This is a genomic window from Flavobacterium terrigena, from assembly GCF_900108955.1.
Lineage (GTDB): Bacteria > Bacteroidota > Bacteroidia > Flavobacteriales > Flavobacteriaceae > Flavobacterium > Flavobacterium terrigena.
Genome location: NZ_FNYA01000006.1, coordinates 166,377 through 187,915, shown reverse-complemented (window position 1 = coordinate 187,915; position 21,539 = coordinate 166,377). Strand labels below are relative to the sequence as shown.

At 30.6% G+C, this 21,539-nt stretch carries 23 protein-coding genes; 12 read left to right on the top strand and 11 right to left on the bottom strand.

Going from position 1 to position 21,539, the window contains the following annotated elements; translation table 11 throughout:
- Positions 1-23: 23 nt before the first annotated feature.
- The 4 genes from BMX42_RS11240 to BMX42_RS11225 all read right to left on the bottom strand — a co-directional run bounded on the left by BMX42_RS11240 (position 24) and on the right by BMX42_RS11225 (position 4,508).
- Positions 24-632 carry a YkgJ family cysteine cluster protein gene (locus BMX42_RS11240; RefSeq protein WP_091313990.1) on the bottom strand — a complete coding sequence of 203 codons (609 nt, stop codon included), beginning with the start codon at positions 630-632 and terminating at the stop codon, positions 24-26.
- Between the two features lie 122 nt (positions 633-754).
- Positions 755-1,849, bottom strand: a complete 1,095-nt coding sequence (locus BMX42_RS11235) for an endonuclease (RefSeq protein WP_091313986.1) — start codon at positions 1,847-1,849, stop codon at positions 755-757.
- An 11-nt stretch (positions 1,850-1,860) separates the two neighbouring features.
- The gene (locus BMX42_RS11230; RefSeq protein WP_091313982.1) at positions 1,861-3,078 is read right to left on the bottom strand and encodes an RsmB/NOP family class I SAM-dependent RNA methyltransferase; all 1,218 of its coding nucleotides are present in this window, start codon (positions 3,076-3,078) and stop codon (positions 1,861-1,863) included.
- Positions 3,079-3,197: 119 nt separating this feature from the next.
- Positions 3,198-4,508 carry a hypothetical protein gene (locus BMX42_RS11225; RefSeq protein WP_091313979.1) on the bottom strand — a complete coding sequence of 437 codons (1,311 nt, stop codon included), beginning with the start codon at positions 4,506-4,508 and terminating at the stop codon, positions 3,198-3,200.
- Between the two features lie 118 nt (positions 4,509-4,626).
- Here BMX42_RS11225 and BMX42_RS11220 point away from each other — a divergent pair, with 118 nt between their 5' ends.
- On the top strand, positions 4,627-5,658 hold the full coding sequence (locus BMX42_RS11220; RefSeq protein ID WP_091313977.1) for a WD40/YVTN/BNR-like repeat-containing protein: 1,032 nt from the start codon (positions 4,627-4,629) through the stop codon (positions 5,656-5,658).
- Positions 5,659-5,713: 55 nt separating this feature from the next.
- On the opposite strand, the gene BMX42_RS11215 is transcribed toward BMX42_RS11220, so the two are convergent.
- The 3 genes from BMX42_RS11215 to BMX42_RS11205 are packed head-to-tail and all read right to left on the bottom strand — an operon-like array spanning position 5,714 to position 7,224.
- Positions 5,714-6,163 (bottom strand): hypothetical protein, encoded by a 450-nt coding sequence (locus BMX42_RS11215; RefSeq protein WP_091313974.1) that lies wholly within the window; start codon positions 6,161-6,163, stop codon positions 5,714-5,716.
- Between the two features lie 29 nt (positions 6,164-6,192).
- Positions 6,193-6,651 carry a hypothetical protein gene (locus BMX42_RS11210; protein ID WP_091313970.1) on the bottom strand — a complete coding sequence of 153 codons (459 nt, stop codon included), beginning with the start codon at positions 6,649-6,651 and terminating at the stop codon, positions 6,193-6,195.
- A 30-nt stretch (positions 6,652-6,681) separates the two neighbouring features.
- Complete coding sequence (locus BMX42_RS11205) at positions 6,682-7,224, bottom strand: RNA polymerase sigma factor (RefSeq protein ID WP_091314143.1); 543 nt, start codon at positions 7,222-7,224, stop codon at positions 6,682-6,684.
- A gap of 90 nt (positions 7,225-7,314) precedes the next feature.
- Between BMX42_RS11205 and BMX42_RS11200 the strand changes: the two genes are divergently transcribed.
- Positions 7,315-7,965 (top strand): HAD family hydrolase, encoded by a 651-nt coding sequence (locus BMX42_RS11200; RefSeq protein WP_091313967.1) that lies wholly within the window; start codon positions 7,315-7,317, stop codon positions 7,963-7,965.
- 1 nt (position 7,966) lies between these two features.
- Here the strand turns inward: BMX42_RS11200 and BMX42_RS11195 are convergent, their stop codons facing one another.
- Positions 7,967-9,253 (bottom strand): cryptochrome/photolyase family protein, encoded by a 1,287-nt coding sequence (locus BMX42_RS11195; RefSeq protein ID WP_091313963.1) that lies wholly within the window; start codon positions 9,251-9,253, stop codon positions 7,967-7,969.
- A gap of 2 nt (positions 9,254-9,255) precedes the next feature.
- On the bottom strand, positions 9,256-9,720 hold the full coding sequence (locus BMX42_RS11190) for an SRPBCC family protein (protein WP_091313960.1): 465 nt from the start codon (positions 9,718-9,720) through the stop codon (positions 9,256-9,258).
- A gap of 148 nt (positions 9,721-9,868) precedes the next feature.
- Here BMX42_RS11190 and BMX42_RS11185 point away from each other — a divergent pair, with 148 nt between their 5' ends.
- Entirely contained in the window at positions 9,869-10,714 is an 846-nt protein-coding gene (locus BMX42_RS11185) for a DUF2911 domain-containing protein (RefSeq protein ID WP_091313956.1), read from the top strand.
- 118 nt (positions 10,715-10,832) lie between these two features.
- Here BMX42_RS11185 and BMX42_RS11180 read toward each other — a convergent pair whose 3' ends face one another.
- Positions 10,833-11,954, bottom strand: a complete 1,122-nt coding sequence (locus BMX42_RS11180; protein ID WP_091313954.1) for a cysteine desulfurase family protein — start codon at positions 11,952-11,954, stop codon at positions 10,833-10,835.
- A 94-nt stretch (positions 11,955-12,048) separates the two neighbouring features.
- A complete protein-coding gene (locus BMX42_RS11175) occupies positions 12,049-12,615 on the bottom strand; it encodes a Smr/MutS family protein (RefSeq protein ID WP_245748287.1) in 567 nt (188 codons plus the stop codon).
- 362 nt (positions 12,616-12,977) lie between these two features.
- On the opposite strand from BMX42_RS11175, the gene BMX42_RS11170 reads away from it, so the two are divergent.
- The 9 genes from BMX42_RS11170 (at position 12,978) to BMX42_RS11130 (ending at position 21,535) form a co-directional block, all read left to right on the top strand.
- Positions 12,978-14,375: an anthranilate synthase component I family protein gene (locus BMX42_RS11170; RefSeq protein ID WP_091313951.1), complete on the top strand. Its 1,398-nt coding sequence runs from the start codon at positions 12,978-12,980 to the stop codon at positions 14,373-14,375.
- A gap of 11 nt (positions 14,376-14,386) precedes the next feature.
- Positions 14,387-14,950, top strand: a complete 564-nt coding sequence (locus tag BMX42_RS11165) for an anthranilate synthase component II (protein ID WP_091314137.1) — start codon at positions 14,387-14,389, stop codon at positions 14,948-14,950.
- A gap of 94 nt (positions 14,951-15,044) precedes the next feature.
- Positions 15,045-16,037, top strand: coding sequence for an anthranilate phosphoribosyltransferase (gene trpD, locus BMX42_RS11160; protein ID WP_091313948.1), 993 nt, complete (start codon positions 15,045-15,047; stop codon positions 16,035-16,037).
- Positions 16,037-16,816: an indole-3-glycerol phosphate synthase TrpC gene (gene trpC / locus BMX42_RS11155; protein WP_091313945.1), complete on the top strand. Its 780-nt coding sequence runs from the start codon at positions 16,037-16,039 to the stop codon at positions 16,814-16,816. The genes trpD and trpC overlap by 1 nt, the downstream gene beginning before the upstream one ends.
- Before the next feature lie 34 nt (positions 16,817-16,850).
- The gene (locus BMX42_RS11150; RefSeq protein WP_245748286.1) at positions 16,851-17,474 is read left to right on the top strand and encodes a phosphoribosylanthranilate isomerase; all 624 of its coding nucleotides are present in this window, start codon (positions 16,851-16,853) and stop codon (positions 17,472-17,474) included.
- Positions 17,461-18,645, top strand: coding sequence for a tryptophan synthase subunit beta (gene trpB, locus BMX42_RS11145; protein WP_091313942.1), 1,185 nt, complete (start codon positions 17,461-17,463; stop codon positions 18,643-18,645). Before BMX42_RS11150 ends, trpB begins: the two co-directional genes overlap by 14 nt.
- Positions 18,646-18,724: 79 nt before the next feature.
- Entirely contained in the window at positions 18,725-19,486 is a 762-nt protein-coding gene (trpA, locus tag BMX42_RS11140) for a tryptophan synthase subunit alpha (RefSeq protein ID WP_091313938.1), read from the top strand.
- A gap of 148 nt (positions 19,487-19,634) precedes the next feature.
- Entirely contained in the window at positions 19,635-20,249 is a 615-nt protein-coding gene (locus BMX42_RS11135) for a TetR/AcrR family transcriptional regulator (RefSeq protein WP_177169164.1), read from the top strand.
- A gap of 2 nt (positions 20,250-20,251) precedes the next feature.
- Positions 20,252-21,535 (top strand): TolC family protein, encoded by a 1,284-nt coding sequence (locus BMX42_RS11130; RefSeq protein ID WP_091313935.1) that lies wholly within the window; start codon positions 20,252-20,254, stop codon positions 21,533-21,535.
- The last annotated feature ends 4 nt before the right edge of the window (positions 21,536-21,539 follow it).

The window sequence follows — 21,539 nt, the reverse complement described above, 5'->3', positions numbered from 1 at the left end:
ACAAACTAAACGTTAATTAAAATCTAAGCTATATTTTTAAACCCATTTGGCAAAGGTCGGTATGCGTAATATTGTAAAACTTCTTCAATCGCATATTTCAAAGCCTTATTTATTGGTAAAATAATATTTCCTAAATAATGATCTATTTGCGATAAATTCATATAATAATCTGTAAAAACTGGAACGGGAAGTCCTTTGTTTATTAAATCTGTAGAATTTGCAAATGTTTTGGCTTGCTCGTTTTTAATAATCGTACAAGTTGCCAAACGCAATTGTCCGTATTTATCTTTTGTCGCACCATAACCAAATAATCTACAAATTAATCCACGATATTGATAATCGCTGCATCTACCATTGACTTTATCTAACAAGGTTAATGGATTGTAAATATGACAAATAGTGGAAGTTTTTATGTCTAATTCGGCTAATATTTTTTCGGCATCGCCATTTAAAAAAATATGAAAAGCCCAAGGTAAAAATTCTAAAGGAGAAGCTTCTATGTCGAGTTTCGTACAGCATTTACCGCAACCTGCATTACAATGCAACTTGGTTTCTTCTTGAAATGTACTTATTTCAACATCTAACTGACTAAACAATTGTTCAACAGCGGCAACCTTAATTTCAATGGACATTATTTTTTTACGAATGTACGTCTAATTATCCCCGAAACAGGTTTATGTTGGGTTTATTTCCAAAATAAAAAATCCCTAACTACAAAGCAATTAGGGATTTGGTATAAAATTTAAAAACTAAATTAATTCACAATGATTTTTTTAGTCAAACTTCCGTTTTCAGCAGAAATTTGTAAGAAATAAAAACCTTGTGGTAAGTTGTTTAATTTATATGAATTTTGATTGAAAATTGGATTTTCAATATTTTTAATAATTTGCCCATTAATATTTACTAAAGTTAATTTGGTGATGTTTTCTGTAGTGAAAATATCAACTTCATTAGTGTTTGTTGGGTTAGGGTAGATGTTTACTGAATCATCTGCTAAGAAAGTTTCAGAAGATAATGCAGCACATTGTGTACTATATATTTGACAAACATATTCAGGATGATCAATAAAAGGATTTCTATTGTTTTGTCTTACATATATTGCATTATTTCTCGCAACTTCAAATACACTAACTGGATCATTATTATGCCAAGTAAGTAACATATTTAAAAATGGTGTTGTAAATACCTGATCAGATGTTGAATTAAACATTGGATATGACCAACCTGCAACTTGATCTTCATATCTTGTTGCAAAATAAAAATACATACGAGCAATATCTCCTTTAAATGCATTAATTGGTTCAAAAACTTGACCAGAATATCCAGAAATAGCACTAGAACCGTGTTTTCCACCATTATTTGTAGTAGAAGAAACAGTTGCAACAGTACCATGTGGATTATCACCTCTGTCACCATTTACTTTTTTATCAGTTGGTGTAACAAAATGAGCATCGTGTCTCATTGGAGCTGCTTGAGAAAAAATTGATTGTGGAATAATGTGTTCCCTGTTATAAAACTGACATTCTGAACCACCACCTGATCCAGTGTCTTGACTTGTCGCATAAATAAATCCACATTCACCAGCGCTACTAGTTGGGTTTTCAGTATACATATCATATATGGTATTGTCATTTTCATAACCTGTACCAATAAAAGCATCTCTATCTGATGTTTCATACGTAACCCATAATCCTCCATAACCTAAGTCGGTTTGATTATTTATAATATTAAACAATTGTGTTTTTAAAGTATAACCACTACCAGTTGCTGTACTATAATATCCAGCAGGGATTTGTGCAAAGCCGAAAATTGCACTCAGTAGTAATATTAAAGAGTAAGTTTTTTTCATATTAAAAGGGATTATTTATTTCGAGTTAACAATGCCATGTAAAATCCGTCATAACCAGATTCATGTGCTAATATTTTTTTATCTTCTACAAAGGTAAAGTTTTTTCCAGTTTCAGTTGTCAAGAATTTCTTAATTTGTTCCTGATTCTCAGACGGTAAGACACTACAAGTAGCATAAACTAGTTTTCCACCAGGTTTTACAATTGGTGCATAACTTTCTAAAACTTCAGCCTGAACTTTACGAATATTATCAATAAATTCTGGTTTTAATTTCCATTTCGCATCCGGATTTCTTTTCAAAACTCCTAAACCACTACAAGGTGCATCAATAAGTACTCTATCGGCTTGACCGTGAAGTTTTTTAATGACTTTAGTTGTATCAATTACACGGTATTCAATATTGTGAATTCCATTACGTTTAGCACGAATTTTTAATTGCTTTAGTTTACTTTCATATAAATCCATTGCAATAATTTGTCCTTTATTTTGCATTAAGCAAGCCATATGAAGTGTTTTTCCACCAGCTCCAGCACAAGTATCAACTACTCGCATTCCAGGTTGAATATCTAACATGTGAGCTACCATTTGAGAAGAAGCATCCTGTACTTCAAACATCCCGTTTTTAAAAGCGTCTGTCATAAAAACATTAGCTCTTTCTTCTAATTCTAATGCTTCCGGATAATTTTCAAGTACTTTAGTATGAATGTCTAATTTTAATAATTCTTGCTTTAAAGCTTCCTTATTTGTTCTAATAGTATTGGTACGTAAAATAACTTTAGCCGGTTCGTTTTGAGCTTTAATTTCTTTAGACCAAACAGCTTCACCTAATTCGCTTACACCAATTTCATCCATCCAATCTGGAATAGATTCTTTAAATTTTCTATCTTTAGATAATTCGTCAAATTTACCTTTGATTTTTCTAACTGGAGTTCCTTCAAAGTATTTCCAATCAGGTAGCGTGTAACCCTTTAACGTTGCCCAAACAGCAAACATTCTCCAAATACTATCTCTGTCGAATGGTTCTCTTTTAACCTCTGCAATCTCTGCGTATAAACGTTTCCAACGTACAATATCATAAATGGTTTCTGCAACAAACTTTCTATCGCTGCTTCCCCATCTTTTGTCTAATTTTAAGGCTCTCGCCACTACCTTGTCGGCATATTCTCCTTCATTGAAGATCGCCATTAAGGCGTCTATTACTGCAAAACTAATGTTTCTGTGAAATCTCATGTATTTTAAAAATAAAAAATGCTTGCAAAGATAGTAATTTTATACTAGCAACAAGCGTTTATTGAATCAAATAATGTCTATAAAAAACAAAAAAGCCGACTAATTAGTCGGCTTTTAATTTATCCTCTTCCTCTACCAGAACCTCCGCCATTTCCTCTCGGTTGCGAATTTCCTCTTGAACCTTCCATTCTTGGTTGCGAACCACCACCTCTTTGTGACTCCATTCTTGGTTGAGAATTGCCTCTTGGAGATGATTCTACTCTAGGATTGTTACTTCTAGGCGATTCCATTCTTGGTTGAGAATTTCCTCTTGGAGATGATTCAACTCTCGGATTATTGTTCCCTCTTGGAGCAATTGTTCTTGGCTGCGATTCGTTTCTTGGTGTTCCTACTGATGCATTTCCTCTTGGAGTAGCTTCAACTCTTGGTTGAGAATTTCCTCTAGGAGAAGTTGCTCTTGGTTGCGATTCGTTTCTTGGTGTTCCCACTGATGCATTACCTCTTGGAGTGGCTTCAACTCTTGGCTGAGAATTTCCTCTTGGAGATGTTGCTCTCGGTTGTGAATCATTCCTTGGAGTTCCAGCTACAGCGTTTCCTCTTGGAGCAATTCCTCTAGGTTGAGATTCACCTCTTGGTGCGCCAGTATTCGTATTTAAATTTCTTGTACCTGGAGTACGCGTTTTAATTTCTCTATGACTATCCATTTCATATCTGTTTGAATATCCACTATTTCTGTGAGAGAAAGAACGATTTGGATGGCGCATTTCGTAACCATTTCCTCTTCTTCCATAATAGGCGTTATAAGCAGTATGACATCTTCTATATGAAACATAATTGTATGAATGTCCGAAATTGATGTGGATTGAAATATTATTTCTATATCTGAAAATAGGGAATGGAGACCAACAGTGGTAATATGATGGGTAATAATTCCAATACCATGATGAATAATACGGACGATAATGATTTACCCAAAATGTAGTATAAATTACAGGTGTATGAACATAAATTGGCTCATATATATAGTTACTTCCGTACATATAAACGTCTCCAACAACTTGAATTTGAACTTTATTATTGCTGTCTTTTTCAAGCTCTACAGTTGCCACATCTTGAAAAACATCTTTTTCCAAAACAGCCTGAATTACAATAATATGTGCTCTACCTTCAACAGATTCTACTACACGTAAATAATCTACTTGATTATCGTTATTTAAATCTAAATTAGAAATTTGCGATTTTGGATCATTCAATCTTCTTTCGAAATCTTCCAAATTTGAAGCATCACCAAAAATTGAAGCTACTGCTTTTAAATCTAAATTATCACTAATATCGCTACTGTTTGCCGTAACGGTTGTCTTATCTTGCGCTAATGTTGGTATGGCTAGTAGTAGAGAGCCTATGACCGAAGCAAATAATCGTGTTTTCATAATATTTAGTATTAAGTTACTTTCTTTTTTAATGTAATTCCAATTATTGTGCCAAAGTCAATTTTACAAGTTTTGTAATTTTATAAATTATTGTACATTAGCCTAAAATAAGGTGTTTATGAGAATTTTAGTTTTGCTTTTTTCTTTTGTTTTTTTATCGTGTAAATCGACTTATAAAGTTGTTGAACGAAAAGATATTGTTTTGGATTCAGTTTCAATCAGAGCTATTACAGCAGTTAATGGTGGTGTTTGGTTTGGTGGAACGAATTCTAAAGCAGGATTTATTAGTTTTGCAACTGATTCAGAAACTAAAATTGTGAAACTTCAAAATGAGAAAACTGATTTTAGAAGTATGGGGTATAATGGAATGGATATTTTGCTTATTAACGCAGGTTCGCCAGCAAATATGTATAAAATGCGTACATATGCCAATAATTGTGCTTTTAGCTTAGTTTATTCAGAAAGTGGTGAAAAAGTTTTTTATGATAGTATGTTTATCTATCCTAAAAATGGTTTAGGTATTGTTATTGGAGATCCTACGGAAGATTGTTTATCAATACTGTTAACTGAAGATTCTGGGGAAACTTGGAATAAAATTCCATGTGCAAATTTACCAAAAACGGTTGAGGGTGAAGCCGCTTTTGCCGCAAGTGATACTAATGTAAAAATAGTTGATGGAGTTATTTTTATAATTTCTGGTGGGAAAAAATCGAGGTTATTTAAAAGTTCAGACAAAGGTAAAACATGGGAAGTTTTTGAAACTCCAATTACTCAGGGTGAAGCTATGACTGGTGCGTTTTCCATGGATTTTTTTAATGAGAAAAAAGGAATTATTGTGGGTGGAAATTATGACCAACAAAAAGACAATTCTAAAAATAAAGCAATCACAAAAGACGGTGGGAAAACTTGGAAATTATTGGCTGAAAATGAAGCTTTTGGATATGCTTCTTGCGTGCAATTTATGCCTGAAAGCAACGGGAAAGTAATTTACACTTGCGGAACTTCTGGTGTTTATTATTCAACTAACTCAGGTAAAAAATGGCATAAATTATTGGAAGATACTGATTTTTACACATTACGATTCAGTAGTAAAAAACATATTTATTTAGCTGGTAGAAACAAAGTAACTAAAATTAAAATAAGCCATTAATATACATCAATGGCTTAAATTGGGTTCAAAAATATAAAAAACTTTTAACCAGTTTTTATCGTCTTGGTGGAGGTGGATTTCCTCTACGGCCTCTTAATTTTTCTAATAATTTCCTATGGAATTCTTGTTCCAATTGTTCTAGTTTTAAAACTTTTTCAGCTGAAATTATCGGAATTAGCTCTGCACGCATTTTCTTTTTCAAAATCATCACTTCCGCTTCTTTTTCTTCCGCTTCTTCAATCTTTTTTAGAGCTTCTTCATCAGTTCCATTACGTTTTTGATGACGAAGTTTCATTTGTGCTTCCTTTAAAATCATTATTTTTTCATCGTACTTATTATAAATTGGCCAAAATTTTTCAGCTTCATCAGAAGTAAGTGCTAATTTTTGGGATATAAAAGCAATTTTTAAAGATTTAATTTGCTCTTTTCTAGTATCATTTTCTTGACTAAATCCAAATTGAATGGAAAGTAAAAAAAGGAATATATATGTAATTTTATTTTTCATAATTGCATTATTTTATTTAAACTAATTATTTAATTAATAGCATTTAAATCATTATAAATCAATTCATTTTCTAATTCTATTATATCATCATTATCTAACATAGAACCTACTTCATAAATACCTAATTCCTCCGAATGTATTTCTAAATAATTCATTTCTGCTAACTCATTCTTCTTCGTTTCTACAGTATTATAAAACATCGGCGAAACTATTGTTAGCAATAAAACTGCCGCAATTCCACTTACTTTATAAAACGCAGCTTTTAAGCTAATTACTTTTGTTTCCGAATGATTAATTTTTCTTAATAATTCTGCTTCATTCTTAGCAAAATAGTTTTCTGGCACAATAAAACCGCTCGTTTCAGGAAGCAAGCTTGTATTTACTTCTCCGTTTATTTTTTCGAATATTTTATCTGATAAAGTATCAAAATAATCGGTTGGAGCTGTAAATCCTGATTTAATTTTATTATTTTCTAAATTTGTATTCATATCTATATGACCTTTTTTTTGTTAAAAGGTTTAATTCGTTTTTAAATATTCTTCAATTTTTTTTACCGCATGATGGTAATTCGCTTTTAAAGCTCCAACAGAAGTATCTAAAATTTCACTCATGTTTTCATATTTCATTTCCTGAAAATACTTCATTTTAAACACTAATTGCTGCTTTTCTGGCAAAATTGCAATGGCTTTTTGTAATTTCAACTGGATTTCATCTCCTTCAAAATACACGTCCGATTCTAAATTCATAATGGCTTTTTGTTGCACTTCTTCATTAGAAATTCCTTGTTTTCTAGCTCTTTGCTCAATAAAAGTCAACGATTCATTTGTGGCAATTCTGTAAATCCAAGAATACAATTTACTTTCTCCTTTGAAATTTTTCAGATTTGAAAACACTTTAATAAACGTATTTTGTAAAACATCATCAGTATCATCATGATTTAAAACAATATTTCTAATGTGAAAATATAATGGTTTCTGATATTGTTGTACCAATTGTTTAAACGCGACATTTTGCGTTTTCGGATTAATTAAAGTTTCTATAAATAGTTTCTCTTCTTGCAAAATTAACAACAGATTTTAATATTAGACTAAAGTTATACAAAAAGGTTTAATTTCAAGGTAATTTTTTTAAATTCGCAAAAAATTTAAATTATGTTACAAACGGTTATTTTTGATATGGATGGTGTAATTGTGGATACTGAACCTGTACATCATTATGCTTATTTCGAACATTTTAAAGAATTAAACATTGAAGTTTCAGCAGAAATGTTTGCTACTTTTACAGGAAATTCGACTAAAAATGTTTTTCAAAAAATTAAAGACAATTTCGGAATAACAACGGATACAGAAGAATTAGTTCAACGAAAAAGAACTATTTTTAATAAAGCTTTTGACACGAAAGAAGACTTATATTTATTGGATGGAGTAGAAGATTTAATCAAAAACTTGCACCAGAAAGGAATTCAAATGGTTTTGGCTTCTTCAGCATCAAAAGTTACTATTAATAGAATTTTTAACCGATTTGATTTACATCAATATTTTTCTCATATTATTTCTGGAGAAGATTTTCCACAATCAAAACCTAATCCAGCGATTTTTAATGAAGCGGTAAGATTATCAAATACGCCAAAAGAAAATTGCATCATTATTGAAGATAGCACTAACGGAATTAAAGCCGCACACGCTTCAGGAGTATTTTGTGTTGGATATAAAAGTCTAAATTCTAAAAAACAAGATTATACTTTAGCCAATATCGTGATTGATAGATTTGAAGAATTGGATATAGAGAATGTTTTGGGATAATTTACCCAACAGCATCTTTATAAACACGTAAACATTTTTCTCTAGCTTCTTTATGATCCACAATTGGATTTGGATAATCTAGCGTTTCAAATTCTGGAATCCATTTTTTGATGTATTTTAAGTCTTTATCGAATTTTTTAATTTGTTCTGTTGGATTAAAAATTCTAAAATAAGGAGACGCGTCTACACCAGAACCAGCAGCCCATTGCCAATTTCCAATATTACTAGCTTGTTCATAATCTAATAATTTTGATGCGAAATAGGTTTCACCCCAACGCCAATCAATTAATAAATGTTTGCATAAAAAACTCGCAACCACCATTCTCACCCGATTGTGCATATGCCCGGTTGTGTTTAATTCTCGCATTCCGGCGTCAACCATTGGATATCCGGTTTTTCCTTCGCACCATTTTTTGAAAATATCTTCATTATTATCCCAAACAATAAAATCGTATTTTGGTTTGAAACTTTTTGAAATTGTATGCGGAAAATGCCATAAAATTTGCATAAAAAATTCTCTCCAAATTAATTCTTTTAAGAAGATGTCATTCTGAAATTGAAGCGCATATTGGACCAATTTCCGAATACTTATGGTTCCAAATCGCAAATGTATTCCAATTAAAGAAGTTCCGTTTAAAGCTGGAAAATTTCTGGTTGCTTCATATTCTGAAACTAATTTTTCTGAAATATTATATTCTGGTAACGAAATAGTTGTTCTTTCAAATCCAATATCATTTAGTGATAAAAAAGTGTAGGAGTGTTGTGCTATTTTATCCAATAAAATTTCTGAAGAATAATTAATAAGTTTTGTTTCTTTTAATTTCGCTTTCCATTTGTTAGAATAAGGTGTATAAACTACATATGGCAAACCATCATCTTTTGTAATTTCCGATTTTTCAAAAATCACTTGATCTTTACAGGTTTTAAACTCAATTTTATGGTGTTTGAATAAGTCATTTAGAGCTTTATCTCGTTTTCTAGCATATGGTTCATAATCGTGATTGGTATAGACCGAAGTAATTACATTTTCTGCAATTAGTTTCTCGAAAATCTCTAAAGGTTTTCCATAAAAAACCGCTAACGACTTATTAATTTTTGCTAATTCTTTATTTATTATCTCTAATTGATTGTGTATAAAAGTTACACGTGCGTCATTTTTTTCTAAATGTTGTAATATCGTTTCATCGAAAATGAAAATTGGCAAAATAGTCCCATTCTCTTGCAAAGCATGAAACAAAGCGGTATTATCATCTAAACGTAAATCTCTTCTAAACCAAAAAACTGTCATATTTATTTAATTTCTCCAAAAAGTTCAACTAACTTATTTCTTCTGTATTTAAAAATTTCTTTCAATTTTGGTTTGACTATAAATGGATGAAATAATTGTCCTAAAATTCCCATTGGAACTTTATAATCAATAATATCTTCCATTTCAACTCCTCCTGGAATTTCTTTGATAAAGTGTTTATGATGCCATAAGTCATAAGGCCCAAATCGTTGCTCATCTACAAAATATTCACCTTTAACTACATGGGTGATTTCTGTAACCCATTTTGTTTTAATACCTAAAATTGGTGTAACTATATACTCAATTATTTGTCCAGCAAACATAGGTCTGTCAGCTCCATTTAAAATATCAAAACTCATATATTCTGGAGTAATTTTTTTTAAATTTTCTGGATTTGATAAAAAAACCCATGCCTCTTCTTTAGAAATGGGTAAATTCTGTTTGGTATGAATTTTGTAAATCTTCATTAGATATTTTTTAAAGTTTTACAAAGATACAATTGTTTAATCTTTTATCTAAAAAATTAAACAAAATAAATGATTTTTGAAAATTTAAAATTTTATTAACTTTATTCAATAATTATTTGAGTTAAATTAGCAAAAAAATATATTTACTATGAAAAAATACATCGTTTTAAGTCTTTTACTAATTACTGGTTTAGCATCAGCACAAATTTCTATGCCACAAGCTAGTCCAATGTCAAAAGTTGATCAAACAGTTGGATTAACTCAGATAGAAGTTGATTACCACAGACCTAGCGCAAAAGGAAGAGCAGTTTATGGAGAATTAGTACCTTATGGGAAAAACTGGAGAACGGGTGCTAATGAAAACACTACGATTACTTTTTCTCAAGATGTTGTAATTGACGGAAAGCCATTAGCAAAAGGAACGTACGCATTGTATACAACTCCAAAAGCAGATGCATGGGATATTATTTTTTACAAAGACATTCACAATTGGGGTTTACCAGAAGAATGGAGTGATGAAAAAATTGCCTTAAAAACTTCTGCAAAACCAGAAAGTTTAAACAGATTAGTAGAAACTTTTACTATTTCATTTAATAATGTAACTACGGAAGCAGCCAATTTAGAATTGTCTTGGGAGAAAACTTTAGTTTCTATTAAAATTGATGTTCCTACTCAAAAAATAGTTTTAAAAACGATTGAAGATGTAATGGACGGACCTTCAGCAAATGAATATTATACTTCTTCACAATACTATTATCAATCGAATACTGACTTAAATAAAGCTTTAATCTGGATTAATCAAGGAATTGCATTATCAGGTGATAAAGTTCCATATTGGTACAATAGATTAAAATCACTAATTCAATATAAATTAGGAGATAAAAAAGGTGCTATTGAAAGTGCAAAATTATCATTAGCTGGTGCAACTACTGATAAAAATGAAGATTATATCAAACAAAATAAAGATAGTATCGAATTGTGGTCTAAAAAATAATTCGTAACTTTATATTATAAAAATAGGCTGTCTAATTAATAGGAAAACCAAAGGTTAGAAATTCTGGATTTACTTCAGAATAAGGTTTTCGAGACTTTTTAGACAGCCTCATTTTTGTTTAAATTGTTTTTAGACTTTCAATAAAAATATCAATTTCTTCTTTTGTATTGTAATGACTAAACGAAATTCTTAAAGAAGGTTTCTTTATATTTTCTTCGGATAAAAATTCCGCCAAAACGTGCGAAGGCTTTACACTTCCGCTTTGACAAGCACTTCCTCTTGAAACTGCAATTCCTTTCATATCTAAATTGAATAAAATCATAGCTGTTTTTTCTTCAGAAAACGGTAATAAAACATTTAGAATATTATAAAACGTATTTTCTCCATTTATAATAATTCCATCAAAATTGGCTTGCAATTGCGAAACACAATAATTCTTTAATTCTGTAATATATTTTGTTTCTTCAACCAAATGTTCATTGGCTAAATCAAAAGCTTTTGACATTCCAGCAATTTGATGAATCGCTTCTGTTCCAGCACGTAATCCTTTTTCTTGTTCACCACCAAAAAACATCGGTTGCATAATTCTATTTTTGCGAATAAAAGCAAAACCAATTCCTTTCGGACCATGAAATTTATGCGCACTTGCTACTAAAAAATCTAACTGAGTTTCTTGTAAATCAATTTTGATTTTCCCAATAGATTGCACAGTATCACAATGAAATATTGCATTATATTTTTTACAAATTCCAGCAACACGATTTAAATCTAAAACAGTTCCAATTTCATTATTCACGTGCATTAAAGTAACTAACGTTGGAATTTCATCATTTAGTTTTCTTTCAAAATCAAACAAATCTAAATTTCCATTTGGCAAGACATTTATATATTCAACATCAAATCCAAATTCTTTTTGCAAATTTAAAACGGTATATAAAGTCGCGTGATGTTCAATTTTACTAGTAATAATTTTTTTTATGCCGTTATTTTTAACCATTTCACGAAGAATCCAATTGGTTCCTTCCGTAGCATTTGCAGTAAAAATAATTTCTTGTGCCGAACAATTTAAATGCTTTGCAATTGTTTTTCTAGATGTTTCTAAAATTGATTTTGAACTTCTTCCAAAACTATGCGTTGATGAAGGATTTCCATAATCATGTTGCAAAACATCAACCATCGTATGAATAACTTCTGGGCGTAAAGGTGTGGTTGCGGCGTTATCTAAATATATATTTTTCATTTATGTAAATTAAATTTTTAAGCAGTCATAAATGTATCGTCTTTTATTTAAAGGTTTTTGCAAAAGCAAACCCTATTTTAGTGGCGATTTCATTTTATTTTTGTTTGATGTAAACTTCCATGGCTCCAAGTCCATATTTTCCGTAACTGGCTTCTTGTATGACTATATTTTCGTAGCGTTTTAATAAATATTCTAATTCACTTTTTAAAACACCATCACCAACTCCGTGAATTAAAACCACACGATTGTATCGCTTAGAAATTGCAAAATCCATAGCACGTTTGGCTTCTTCTAATTGAATATTCAGTTTATCGAAGTTAGTTAAATTCTGATTTCTTCCTGTAATTATTTTTTCTAAATGCAAATCAACTTCAAAAACCATTGGGTCTTTTTTACTCAATTTACTTAATACAGAACCTGGCTTCTTCGGGATTTCCTTTTCTGCTAAAACCTTTGAAAGACTCGCTCCAAATTCAATTTTCGGCGCATCTGAAGCAATTAAAATCAGTTCTTTTTTATAATAAGTTAATTCAAAACCATCAGTTGTTTCTACAATTACTCTGTTATCTTCCTTAAAACCAACTACTTTACCTTCTAAATTATCATCTAGTACTTGTACAACATCACCTATATTCATTCTTTCTTGAATTAAAATCTGCATCAAAAATAAATAATTCAAATTTAATTTGGTAATTAAAATACAACTATATACATTTGCCTCATATGAAATCGCAATAAACAACAAGTTTGCATTAGCAAACACAAATTAAAAAAATGCGATACCATATTTGACCGATAAAAAATAAAGTTTTCAAATATGAAAAATAGAATTCAAAATACTTGGTGGTGGAATAACTTACAACTTACGTCGTGAGCAAATCCTCTATTGTATTAAAATAATATATACTAAAAAAGGCTTGTCAATCACGACAAGCCTTTTTTTATTTCCAAAACTGAACAAAATAAGATGGACCGAGCCCAAAAGGCGAACAACATCGAATCCATTAAAAAATAAACATTGAGATGAAAACATATCAATTACATACAAATTCTAAAAAACTACTAGCTGATACTTTTACGCCAGTGAGTGTTTATTTGAAAATCAGAGATAAATTCCCAAATAGTTTATTATTAGAAAGTTCTGATTATCATGCGAATGACAATAGTTTTTCGTTTATTTGCTTCAATCCAATTGCGAATTTTAGCGTCGAAAATAATGTGATTACAAAACAATATCCTGATCATTCAATCGTAAAAACGAATATTGAAAATCAAAATGTAATTGAAGAATTATCGCAATTTTCTCAGCAATTTATAACAGAATCAGAATCGTTTAAATTTATTAATAACGGGCTTTTTGGTTATATTTCTTACGATGCGATTAAATATTTCGAGAAAATAAATATTAAAGTAAAGTCTCCAGAAAACGAAATTCCATTAATTCAATATGCTGTTTATCAAAATATTATTGCTATAAATCATTTCAATAATGAAGCGCATATTTTTTGTCATTCTTATGAAGATGTGAATAATATTGTCGAAATTGAACAGTTGTTACAAAACAAGAGCTTTGCATCGTTTAGTTTTAAAAAAGAAAATGAAGTTGTTTCAAATTTAACAGATGAAGAATTTAAAGCAAATGTAACTTTAGCAAAAAAACATTGTTTGCGTGGCGATGTGTTTCAATTGGTGTTATCTCGACGATTTTCGCAAGAATTTAAAGGCGATGAATTCAATGTTTACAGAGCTTTACGAAGTATAAATCCATCTCCATATTTGTTTTATTTTGATTATGGAAATTATAAAATTTTCGGATCTTCACCAGAAGCGCAAATCGTAATTAAAGATAATATAGCAGAAATTCATCCTATTGCAGGAACTTTTAAACGAACTGGAAATGACGAAGAAGATGCGCAATTGGCCAAAAAACTAACAGAAGATACCAAAGAAAACAGCGAACACGTTATGTTGGTTGATTTAGCCAGAAACGATTTAAGCAGAAATTGTAATGAAGTACAAGTCGAAAAATATAAAGAAGTGCAGTTTTTTTCGCACGTGATTCATTTGGTTTCAAAAGTGACTGGAAAATTGAAAAATAGCAATAATTTTATGAACTTAGTAGCCAATACATTTCCAGCTGGAACTTTAACTGGCGCTCCGAAAGTTCGTGCGATGGAATTAATTGAAGAAATAGAACAAACGAACAGAAGTTTTTATGGTGGTGCTATTGGTTTTATGGATTTTAAAGGAAATTTCAATCACGCGATTATGATTCGTTCATTTTTGAGCAAAAATCATAAATTGTACTTTCAAGCTGGAGCTGGAATTGTAGAAAGTTCAACCGAAGAAAACGAAACACAAGAAGTTTATAACAAGTTAAGCGCTTTGCAAAAAGCCTTAGATTTAGCAGAAACGATATAAAATTGGAAAAGATGAAAATAGCAGTTATAGATAATTACGATAGTTTTACATACAATTTAGTTCACTATTTAGACGATTTAGGAGCAGAAGTCACTGTTTTTAGAAACGACGAATTTGAATTGAAAGAATTAGAACCTTTTGAGAAAATACTTTTGTCGCCAGGACCAGGAATTCCTGATGAAGCGGGTTTACTAAAAGAAGTAATTAAAACGTATGCAAAAACGAAAAGTATTTTTGGAGTTTGCTTAGGTTTACAAGCTATTGGCGAGGTTTTCGGCGGAACACTTACCAATTTAGAAAAAGTATATCACGGCGTAGCTACAAAAGTTTTAAAAACGGAAGATGATTTCATTTTCAATGATTTACCTAATGAAATGGAAGTGGGGCGTTATCATTCTTGGGTGATTTCCAACGAAAATTTTCCACAAAATTTAATTATTACTTCTACAGATGAAAACGGACAAATTATGTCACTAAAACATAGTGTTTATGATGTTCGAGGTGTACAATATCATCCAGAAAGTGTCTTAACGCCTCACGGAAAAAAAATCTTAGAGAATTGGCTTAGCCACTAGCAATCAATTACATATACGCTAAATAATTTACTTTACTAATTGAAATTCAATGAAGTACAGCCCAACTTACGCCAAATTTTAAAATTTCAACATTATGAAGAATATAATAAACCGATTAATCAATCACGAAATTCTTTCTAAACAGGAAGCGAAATCGACCTTAATAGAAATCTCCAACGGAAATTGTAATTCGCATCAAATTGCTGCATTTTTAACCGTTTACATGATGCGAAATATTACAATTGAAGAACTTTCAGGTTTTCGTGAAGCCTTACTAGAATTATGTATTCCAGTTAATTTTTCAGCATACAACACCATAGATTTATGCGGAACAGGAGGTGATGGAAAAGACACTTTTAATATTTCCACGCTGTCATCATTTATTGTTGCCGGAGCTGGTTATAAAGTTGCCAAACACGGAAATTATGGTGTTTCATCCATTTCTGGTTCGAGTAATGTGATGGAACAAATGGGTGTGAAATTTTCGAATAATCAAGAATTTTTAACTCGATGTATTGAAGAAGCAAATATTGCGATTTTACACGCACCATTATTTCATCCAGCCATGAAAAATGTTGGACCAATTAGAAAAGAATTAGGTGTAAAAACGTTCTTTAATATGCTCGGACCAATGGTAAACCCGTCTTTTCCGAAGTTTCAAATGGTGGGCGTTTTTAGTTTAGAATTGGCCAGAATGTATGCGTATTTGTATCAAAAAACAGAAACAAAATTCGCGATTCTTCATGGATTAGAAGGCTTTGACGAAGTTTCTTTAACTGATAATGTAAAAATAATTACTAATTCAACAGAAACGATCAATTCGCCATCCGATTTCCTTTTCGATAAAATTCAACTATCTGATATTAAAGGTGGAAATACCGTTGAAGAATCAGCTAAGATATTTCATAAAGTATTAAGCGGAAATGGTTCGGAAGCACAAAACAATGTGGTTTTAGTCAACTCGGCTTTAGCCATTCAAACGATTTCTGAGTTAAGTTATTCAGATTCGTTAGAAAAAGCAAAAGAGAGTTTATTTAGTAAAAATGCACTTTCAAAATTAAATACACTAATAAAATTAAGCAACTAATGGATATTTTAGAAAAAATCATAGTAGATAAAAGGCGAGAAGTGAAATTGAAAAAATCAATTATTCCAGTTTCTCAATTAGAAAATTCGGTATTGTTCAATTCTAGAACCAATTCGCTGAGTAAATTATTGAGAAATTCAACTTCTGGAATTATTGCAGAACACAAGCGAAAATCGCCATCCAAACAAACTATAAATTCTTCATTTACGGTTGAAGAAGTCGCGAAAGGTTACCAAAATGCTGGTGTTTGCGGGATTTCAGTTTTAACTGATATGAAATATTTCGGTGGAAGTTTAGACGATTTATTACTAGCTAGAGCTTCAGTAACTATTCCATTATTGCGAAAAGAATTCATCATTGACGAATATCAATTATTAGAAGCAAAAGCACATGGAGCAGATGTAATTTTGCTAATCGCAGCGGTTTTGACTCGTAAAGAAATTAAGCATTTATCGGAATTTGCACAATCTTTAGGCTTAGAAGTTTTGTTGGAAGTTCATAACGAAGAAGAATTATACAAAGTAATTATGCCAAGCTTGAATATGATTGGCGTAAACAACAGAAATTTAAAAACATTTGAAGTTAGTTTGAATTATAGTAAAGAGTTAGCGGATTTAATTCCAAACCAATTTGTAAAAATATCAGAAAGTGGAATTTCAAACATATCTGATATTAAAGAGCTACAAACCTTTGGTTATCAAGGTTTTTTGATTGGAGAAAACTTTATGAAAACAAATAATACAGGTTTAGCAGCGAAAAAATTCATAAAACAATTATAATAAAATGTCGAAAATAAAACTTAAAATATGCGGCATGAAGTTTCCCGAAAATATTCAGGAAATCGCCAATTTGCAACCTGATTTTTTAGGATTCATTTTCTATGAAAATTCAGTTCGAAATTATACAGAAAATACAATCATTTCGATTCCAAATCCTATAAATAAAGTTGGAGTATTTGTAAATGAAAGACAAGAAAAAATCATTAAAACTATTCAGAAATATGATTTAGATATGATTCAATTACACGGCAATGAAACCAAAAGTTATTGTTTAGAATTAGTAATACAACTAAAACAAAATCAATTAAATACAAAAATAATTAAATCATTTTCAATTGATGATTATTTTGTTTTTCAAACACTTAATGATTATCAAATGGTTGATTATTTTCTATTCGATACAAAAGGAAAATTATCAGGTGGAAATGGGACAAAATTCAACTGGGAAATTTTAGAAAAATATCACCTAGAAAAACCATATTTTCTGAGTGGAGGAATTGGTTTAGATGATGTTTCATCCATAAAAGAATTTTTACAAAAACCAGATTCAAAATACTGTTTTGCTTTAGATGTAAACAGTCAATTTGAAACAGAAACCAGATTAAAAAACAAAGAAAAATTACACCAATTTAAAACACAATTATATGAGTCAGTTTAAAGTTTCAGAAAAAGGATTTTACGGAAAATTTGGAGGTGCATTTATTCCAGAAATGTTGTATCCAAATGTAGAAGAATTACGTACTCAATATCTTTCTATCATAGCAGAACTAAGCTTTCAAGAAGAATACATGTATTTGTTAGAACAATATGTGGGTCGACCAACGCCTTTATATTTTGCCAAACGATTATCGGAAAAATATAACACAAAAATATACTTAAAAAGAGAAGATTTATGTCATACTGGCGCGCATAAAGTCAACAATACGATTGGGCAAATTATTTTAGCCAAACGCTTAGGAAAAACTCGAATTATAGCTGAAACTGGAGCAGGCCAACATGGTGTAGCAACCGCAACAGTTTGCGCTTTAATGGGTTTGAAATGTATTGTATATATGGGTGAAATCGACATTGAACGACAAGCACCAAATGTAGCTCGTATGAAAATGCTTGGCGCAGAAGTTCGTCCGGCGACTTCGGGTTCAAAAACGTTGAAAGACGCAACAAATGAAGCAATTCGTGATTGGATTAACAATCCAACTGATACATTTTATATCATTGGTTCTGTTGTTGGACCGCATCCTTATCCAGACATGGTGGCGAAATTTCAGAGTATTATTTCAAAGGAAATTAAATCGCAATTACAAACTCAAGAAGGAACAGAATATCCAAATTATGTAATAGCTTGTGTTGGCGGTGGAAGCAATGCCGCTGGTGCTTTTTATGAGTTTTTAGATGACGAACAAGTTGGTTTAATTGCTGTTGAAGCCGCTGGTCATGGCGTAGATTCTGGAGAAAGTGCTGCAACATCGGTTTTAGGAAAGATCGGAATTATTCATGGAAGTCGAACTTTGTTGATGCAAACGGAAGACGGACAAATTACGGAACCCTATTCTATTTCTGCAGGTTTAGATTATCCTGGAGTTGGACCGCTTCACGCACATTTGAATGATATTGGTCGTGCCGAATTTATTGCCATTACAGATGAGGACGCCATGAAATCTGGATTAGAAATTTCTAAATTGGAAGGTATTATTCCAGCAATTGAAACTGCTCACGCTTTTGCCGTTTTAGATAAAAAACAATTCAAATCAACTGATATTGTGGTCATTAATTTATCTGGTCGTGGTGACAAAGATTTGAATACATATATCAATTATTTTAATTTCTAACCGCAGAGCTCGAAAAAAAATTAAAACTCTGTGCCTCAGCGTCTTCGTAGCGAAAATTACAAACTTAGCATCTTAAAAAATGAACAGAATAAATCAAAAATTACAAGAAAATAAAAAACTGCTTTCTATTTATTTTACAGCAGGATATCCAAATTTAAACGATACGGTTTCGATTATTCATGAATTAGAAAAAAGTGGTGTAGATATGATAGAAATTGGTTTGCCTTTTTCAGATCCTTTGGCGGATGGTCCAACTATTCAGGAAAGTTCTACGCAAGCGATTGAAAACGGAATGACAACTAAATTGCTTTTCAAACAATTAGCAGACATTCGTAAAACAGTACAAATTCCTTTGATTATTATGGGATATTTCAATCCGATGATGCAATTTGGAGTGGAAAAATTCTGTCAGAAATGTAATGAAATTGGCATTGATGGCTTAATTATTCCCGATTTACCTTTAGAAGAATATCTTTCAGAATATCAATCAATTTTCGAAAAATACAATCTGAAAAATGTGTTTTTAATTACGCCTCAAACTTCAAATGAAAGAATTGCAGAAATCGATTCTGTTTCTGATAGTTTTATCTATATGGTAAGTACAGCTGCAGTAACTGGAAGTCAATCGGGTTTTGGAAATGAACAAATGCATTATTTTGAACGCATTTCGAATCTAAATTTAAAAAATCCACAAGTAATTGGTTTCGGAATCAATAATAATGAAACATTTAAACAAGCAACTTTACACCAAAAAGGAGCGATTATTGGAAGTGCTTTTATAAAATTCATTGCAAATAATCCAATTGATAAAATAGGAGAGTTTGTAAAAAACATCAGATAAAAAACTCCTACTTACTTTTAAAACCAGGCTTTGTCTGGTTTTTTTTTTAGAATTACAAATTGTTAAAATAGTGTTAAAATAAAATTAAACGATTGTTTAAATTAAACGTTTGTTTAATTTTGTCCAGAATTTAAAAGATAAAACTATTATGGAATATAATTCAAAACAAATTGAAATCTTAAATATATCATTAAAGCTTTTTGCAGAAAAAGGTTTTGATGGCACTTCAATCAGAGATATTGCAAAAGCTGCAGACATTAATGTAGCAATGATTTCTTATTATTTTGGTTCGAAAGAAAAATTACTAGAAGCTATCGTTATTAATCGTGTTTCTGGTTTTAGTATGATTTTAGAAAATCTACAAACAGAAGAAATTTCACCAGTTGAAAAAATCAAAAAGTTTGTCGCTCTATATATTACGAGACTATTTCAAAATAAAGATTTTTATCAAATTGTACATTTTGAAATTGTGAATCAAAAAAGAGCTTGTGATTTTTCAGCTTTCTCAGAAATTAAAAAGAAAAACTTACTTCTTCTAGAAAACATAATTGCAGAAGGTCAAAAAGCGAATGTATTCAAATCAATATCTAATCCACATTTAATTCCAGCTATAATTATAGGAACTTTTTCACAAGTTTATAATAACAAGAAATTCTATTATGAATTATTGAATTTAAAAAACGAAAAAGAATTTGAAAATTATATCGCAAATGATTTTAAAGAAGAAATAACCAATGTCGTATTAGGAATGTTAATCAAATAAAAATGAATATCAACAAAATTATAATAGTAGCACTGTTTTCAATTGGATATATCCAAGCACAAGAAAACAAACCGCTTTCATTAAAGGAAGCTATTAATTTAGGAACCACTAAAAGCAATCAAGCTATTTTAGCTGATACGAAAGTTAAGACTTCAGAATGGGAAGTAAAAACAGTAAAAAACAATCAATTACCAAGTGCGACACTTTCTGGGCAATTTTTTAAACTTACCAAAGCAGATGTAAAAGGAAATCTTATTCCAGAATCGGGTGGTGGAGTAGATATAAGTCAAATCGCAATTGGACAAGCGAATATTACTGTTCCAGTTTTTAATGGATTCAAAATTCAGAATCGCATAAAAGCTTCTCAAAATTTGAATTTAGCTGAAGTTAGCAACGCTCAACATACCAAAGAAGAAATTGCTTTATATGTAACCCAACTTTATTTTAGTTTGTATAAAACACAAGAAATGATTTTGTTAACCGAAGATAATCTAAAAAGTGCACACCAACGTGTGGTTGATTTTAAAGCTTTAGAAGACAACGGACTTTTAGCTCATAACGACTTATTGAAAGCACAATTACAAGAATCTAACATCGAATTATCGTTAGAAACAATTAAAAAAAATAATTCAGTTTTGAATTTTCAATTGGTAAACTTTTTACAATTACCAGAAGGAACAAAAATTAAAATTTCGGAAGGAGAATTTAAATCGTTACAAACTATTTCTGATAATTCAGTTCAAAGAAAAGATTTAGAAGCCTTGACATTTCAACAGCAAGCAGCCAAAAACAACATTAAAATCGCGAAAGGAAATTATTACCCTTCGTTTAATTTAATTGGTGGTTATATCGCTTTAGATGTAAAAAATGCTTTAACAGTAACGAATGCGATGAATTTTGGTGCTGGAGTTTCGTATGATCTTTCATCCATCTTCAAAAATAAAAAGAATGTTGAAAAGGCTAAAAGTCAAGCTTTAGAAACTGAAAATCAAATTGCGATTCTAAACGAAAAAATTAAAGAAGAAGTGCAAGAAGCGAATGAAAATTACATGTTAGCAATCAAACAAAAGAATGTTTACGAAAAAGCACAATTACAAGCTACCGAAAACTACAGAATTGTATTAGATAAATACAACAACGGATTATCAAACACCAATGATTTATTAGAAGCTAACGTTGAACAATTACAAGCAAAAATTAATTATACAATTTCAACTTCAGATATTTTACAAAAATATTACGAATTACAATTTCAAAAAGGAAAACTAACACAATCAATAAATTAAAAAT

Coding starts and splice junctions, on each gene's coding strand:
- BMX42_RS11210 (WP_091313970.1), bottom strand. CDS start 6,651: ATGAATACAAATTTAGAAAATAATAAAATTAAATCAGGATTTACAGCT.
- BMX42_RS11200 (WP_091313967.1), top strand. CDS start 7,315: ATGTTACAAACGGTTATTTTTGATATGGATGGTGTAATTGTGGATACT.
- BMX42_RS11180 (WP_091313954.1), bottom strand. CDS start 11,954: ATGAAAAATATATATTTAGATAACGCCGCAACCACACCTTTACGCCCA.
- BMX42_RS11235 (WP_091313986.1), bottom strand. CDS start 1,849: ATGAAAAAAACTTACTCTTTAATATTACTACTGAGTGCAATTTTCGGC.
- BMX42_RS11215 (WP_091313974.1), bottom strand. CDS start 6,163: ATGAAAAATAAAATTACATATATATTCCTTTTTTTACTTTCCATTCAA.
- trpB (WP_091313942.1), top strand. CDS start 17,461: ATGAGTCAGTTTAAAGTTTCAGAAAAAGGATTTTACGGAAAATTTGGA.
- BMX42_RS11195 (WP_091313963.1), bottom strand. CDS start 9,253: ATGACAGTTTTTTGGTTTAGAAGAGATTTACGTTTAGATGATAATACC.
- BMX42_RS11190 (WP_091313960.1), bottom strand. CDS start 9,720: ATGAAGATTTACAAAATTCATACCAAACAGAATTTACCCATTTCTAAA.
- BMX42_RS11185 (WP_091313956.1), top strand. CDS start 9,869: ATGAAAAAATACATCGTTTTAAGTCTTTTACTAATTACTGGTTTAGCA.
- BMX42_RS11130 (WP_091313935.1), top strand. CDS start 20,252: ATGAATATCAACAAAATTATAATAGTAGCACTGTTTTCAATTGGATAT.
- BMX42_RS11220 (WP_091313977.1), top strand. CDS start 4,627: ATGAGAATTTTAGTTTTGCTTTTTTCTTTTGTTTTTTTATCGTGTAAA.
- BMX42_RS11170 (WP_091313951.1), top strand. CDS start 12,978: ATGAAAACATATCAATTACATACAAATTCTAAAAAACTACTAGCTGAT.
- BMX42_RS11165 (WP_091314137.1), top strand. CDS start 14,387: ATGAAAATAGCAGTTATAGATAATTACGATAGTTTTACATACAATTTA.
- trpA (WP_091313938.1), top strand. CDS start 18,725: ATGAACAGAATAAATCAAAAATTACAAGAAAATAAAAAACTGCTTTCT.
- trpD (WP_091313948.1), top strand. CDS start 15,045: ATGAAGAATATAATAAACCGATTAATCAATCACGAAATTCTTTCTAAA.
- BMX42_RS11240 (WP_091313990.1), bottom strand. CDS start 632: ATGTCCATTGAAATTAAGGTTGCCGCTGTTGAACAATTGTTTAGTCAG.
- trpC (WP_091313945.1), top strand. CDS start 16,037: ATGGATATTTTAGAAAAAATCATAGTAGATAAAAGGCGAGAAGTGAAA.
- BMX42_RS11150 (WP_245748286.1), top strand. CDS start 16,851: ATGAAGTTTCCCGAAAATATTCAGGAAATCGCCAATTTGCAACCTGAT.
- BMX42_RS11230 (WP_091313982.1), bottom strand. CDS start 3,078: ATGAGATTTCACAGAAACATTAGTTTTGCAGTAATAGACGCCTTAATG.
- BMX42_RS11225 (WP_091313979.1), bottom strand. CDS start 4,508: ATGAAAACACGATTATTTGCTTCGGTCATAGGCTCTCTACTACTAGCC.
- BMX42_RS11175 (WP_245748287.1), bottom strand. CDS start 12,615: ATGCAGATTTTAATTCAAGAAAGAATGAATATAGGTGATGTTGTACAA.
- BMX42_RS11135 (WP_177169164.1), top strand. CDS start 19,635: ATGGAATATAATTCAAAACAAATTGAAATCTTAAATATATCATTAAAG.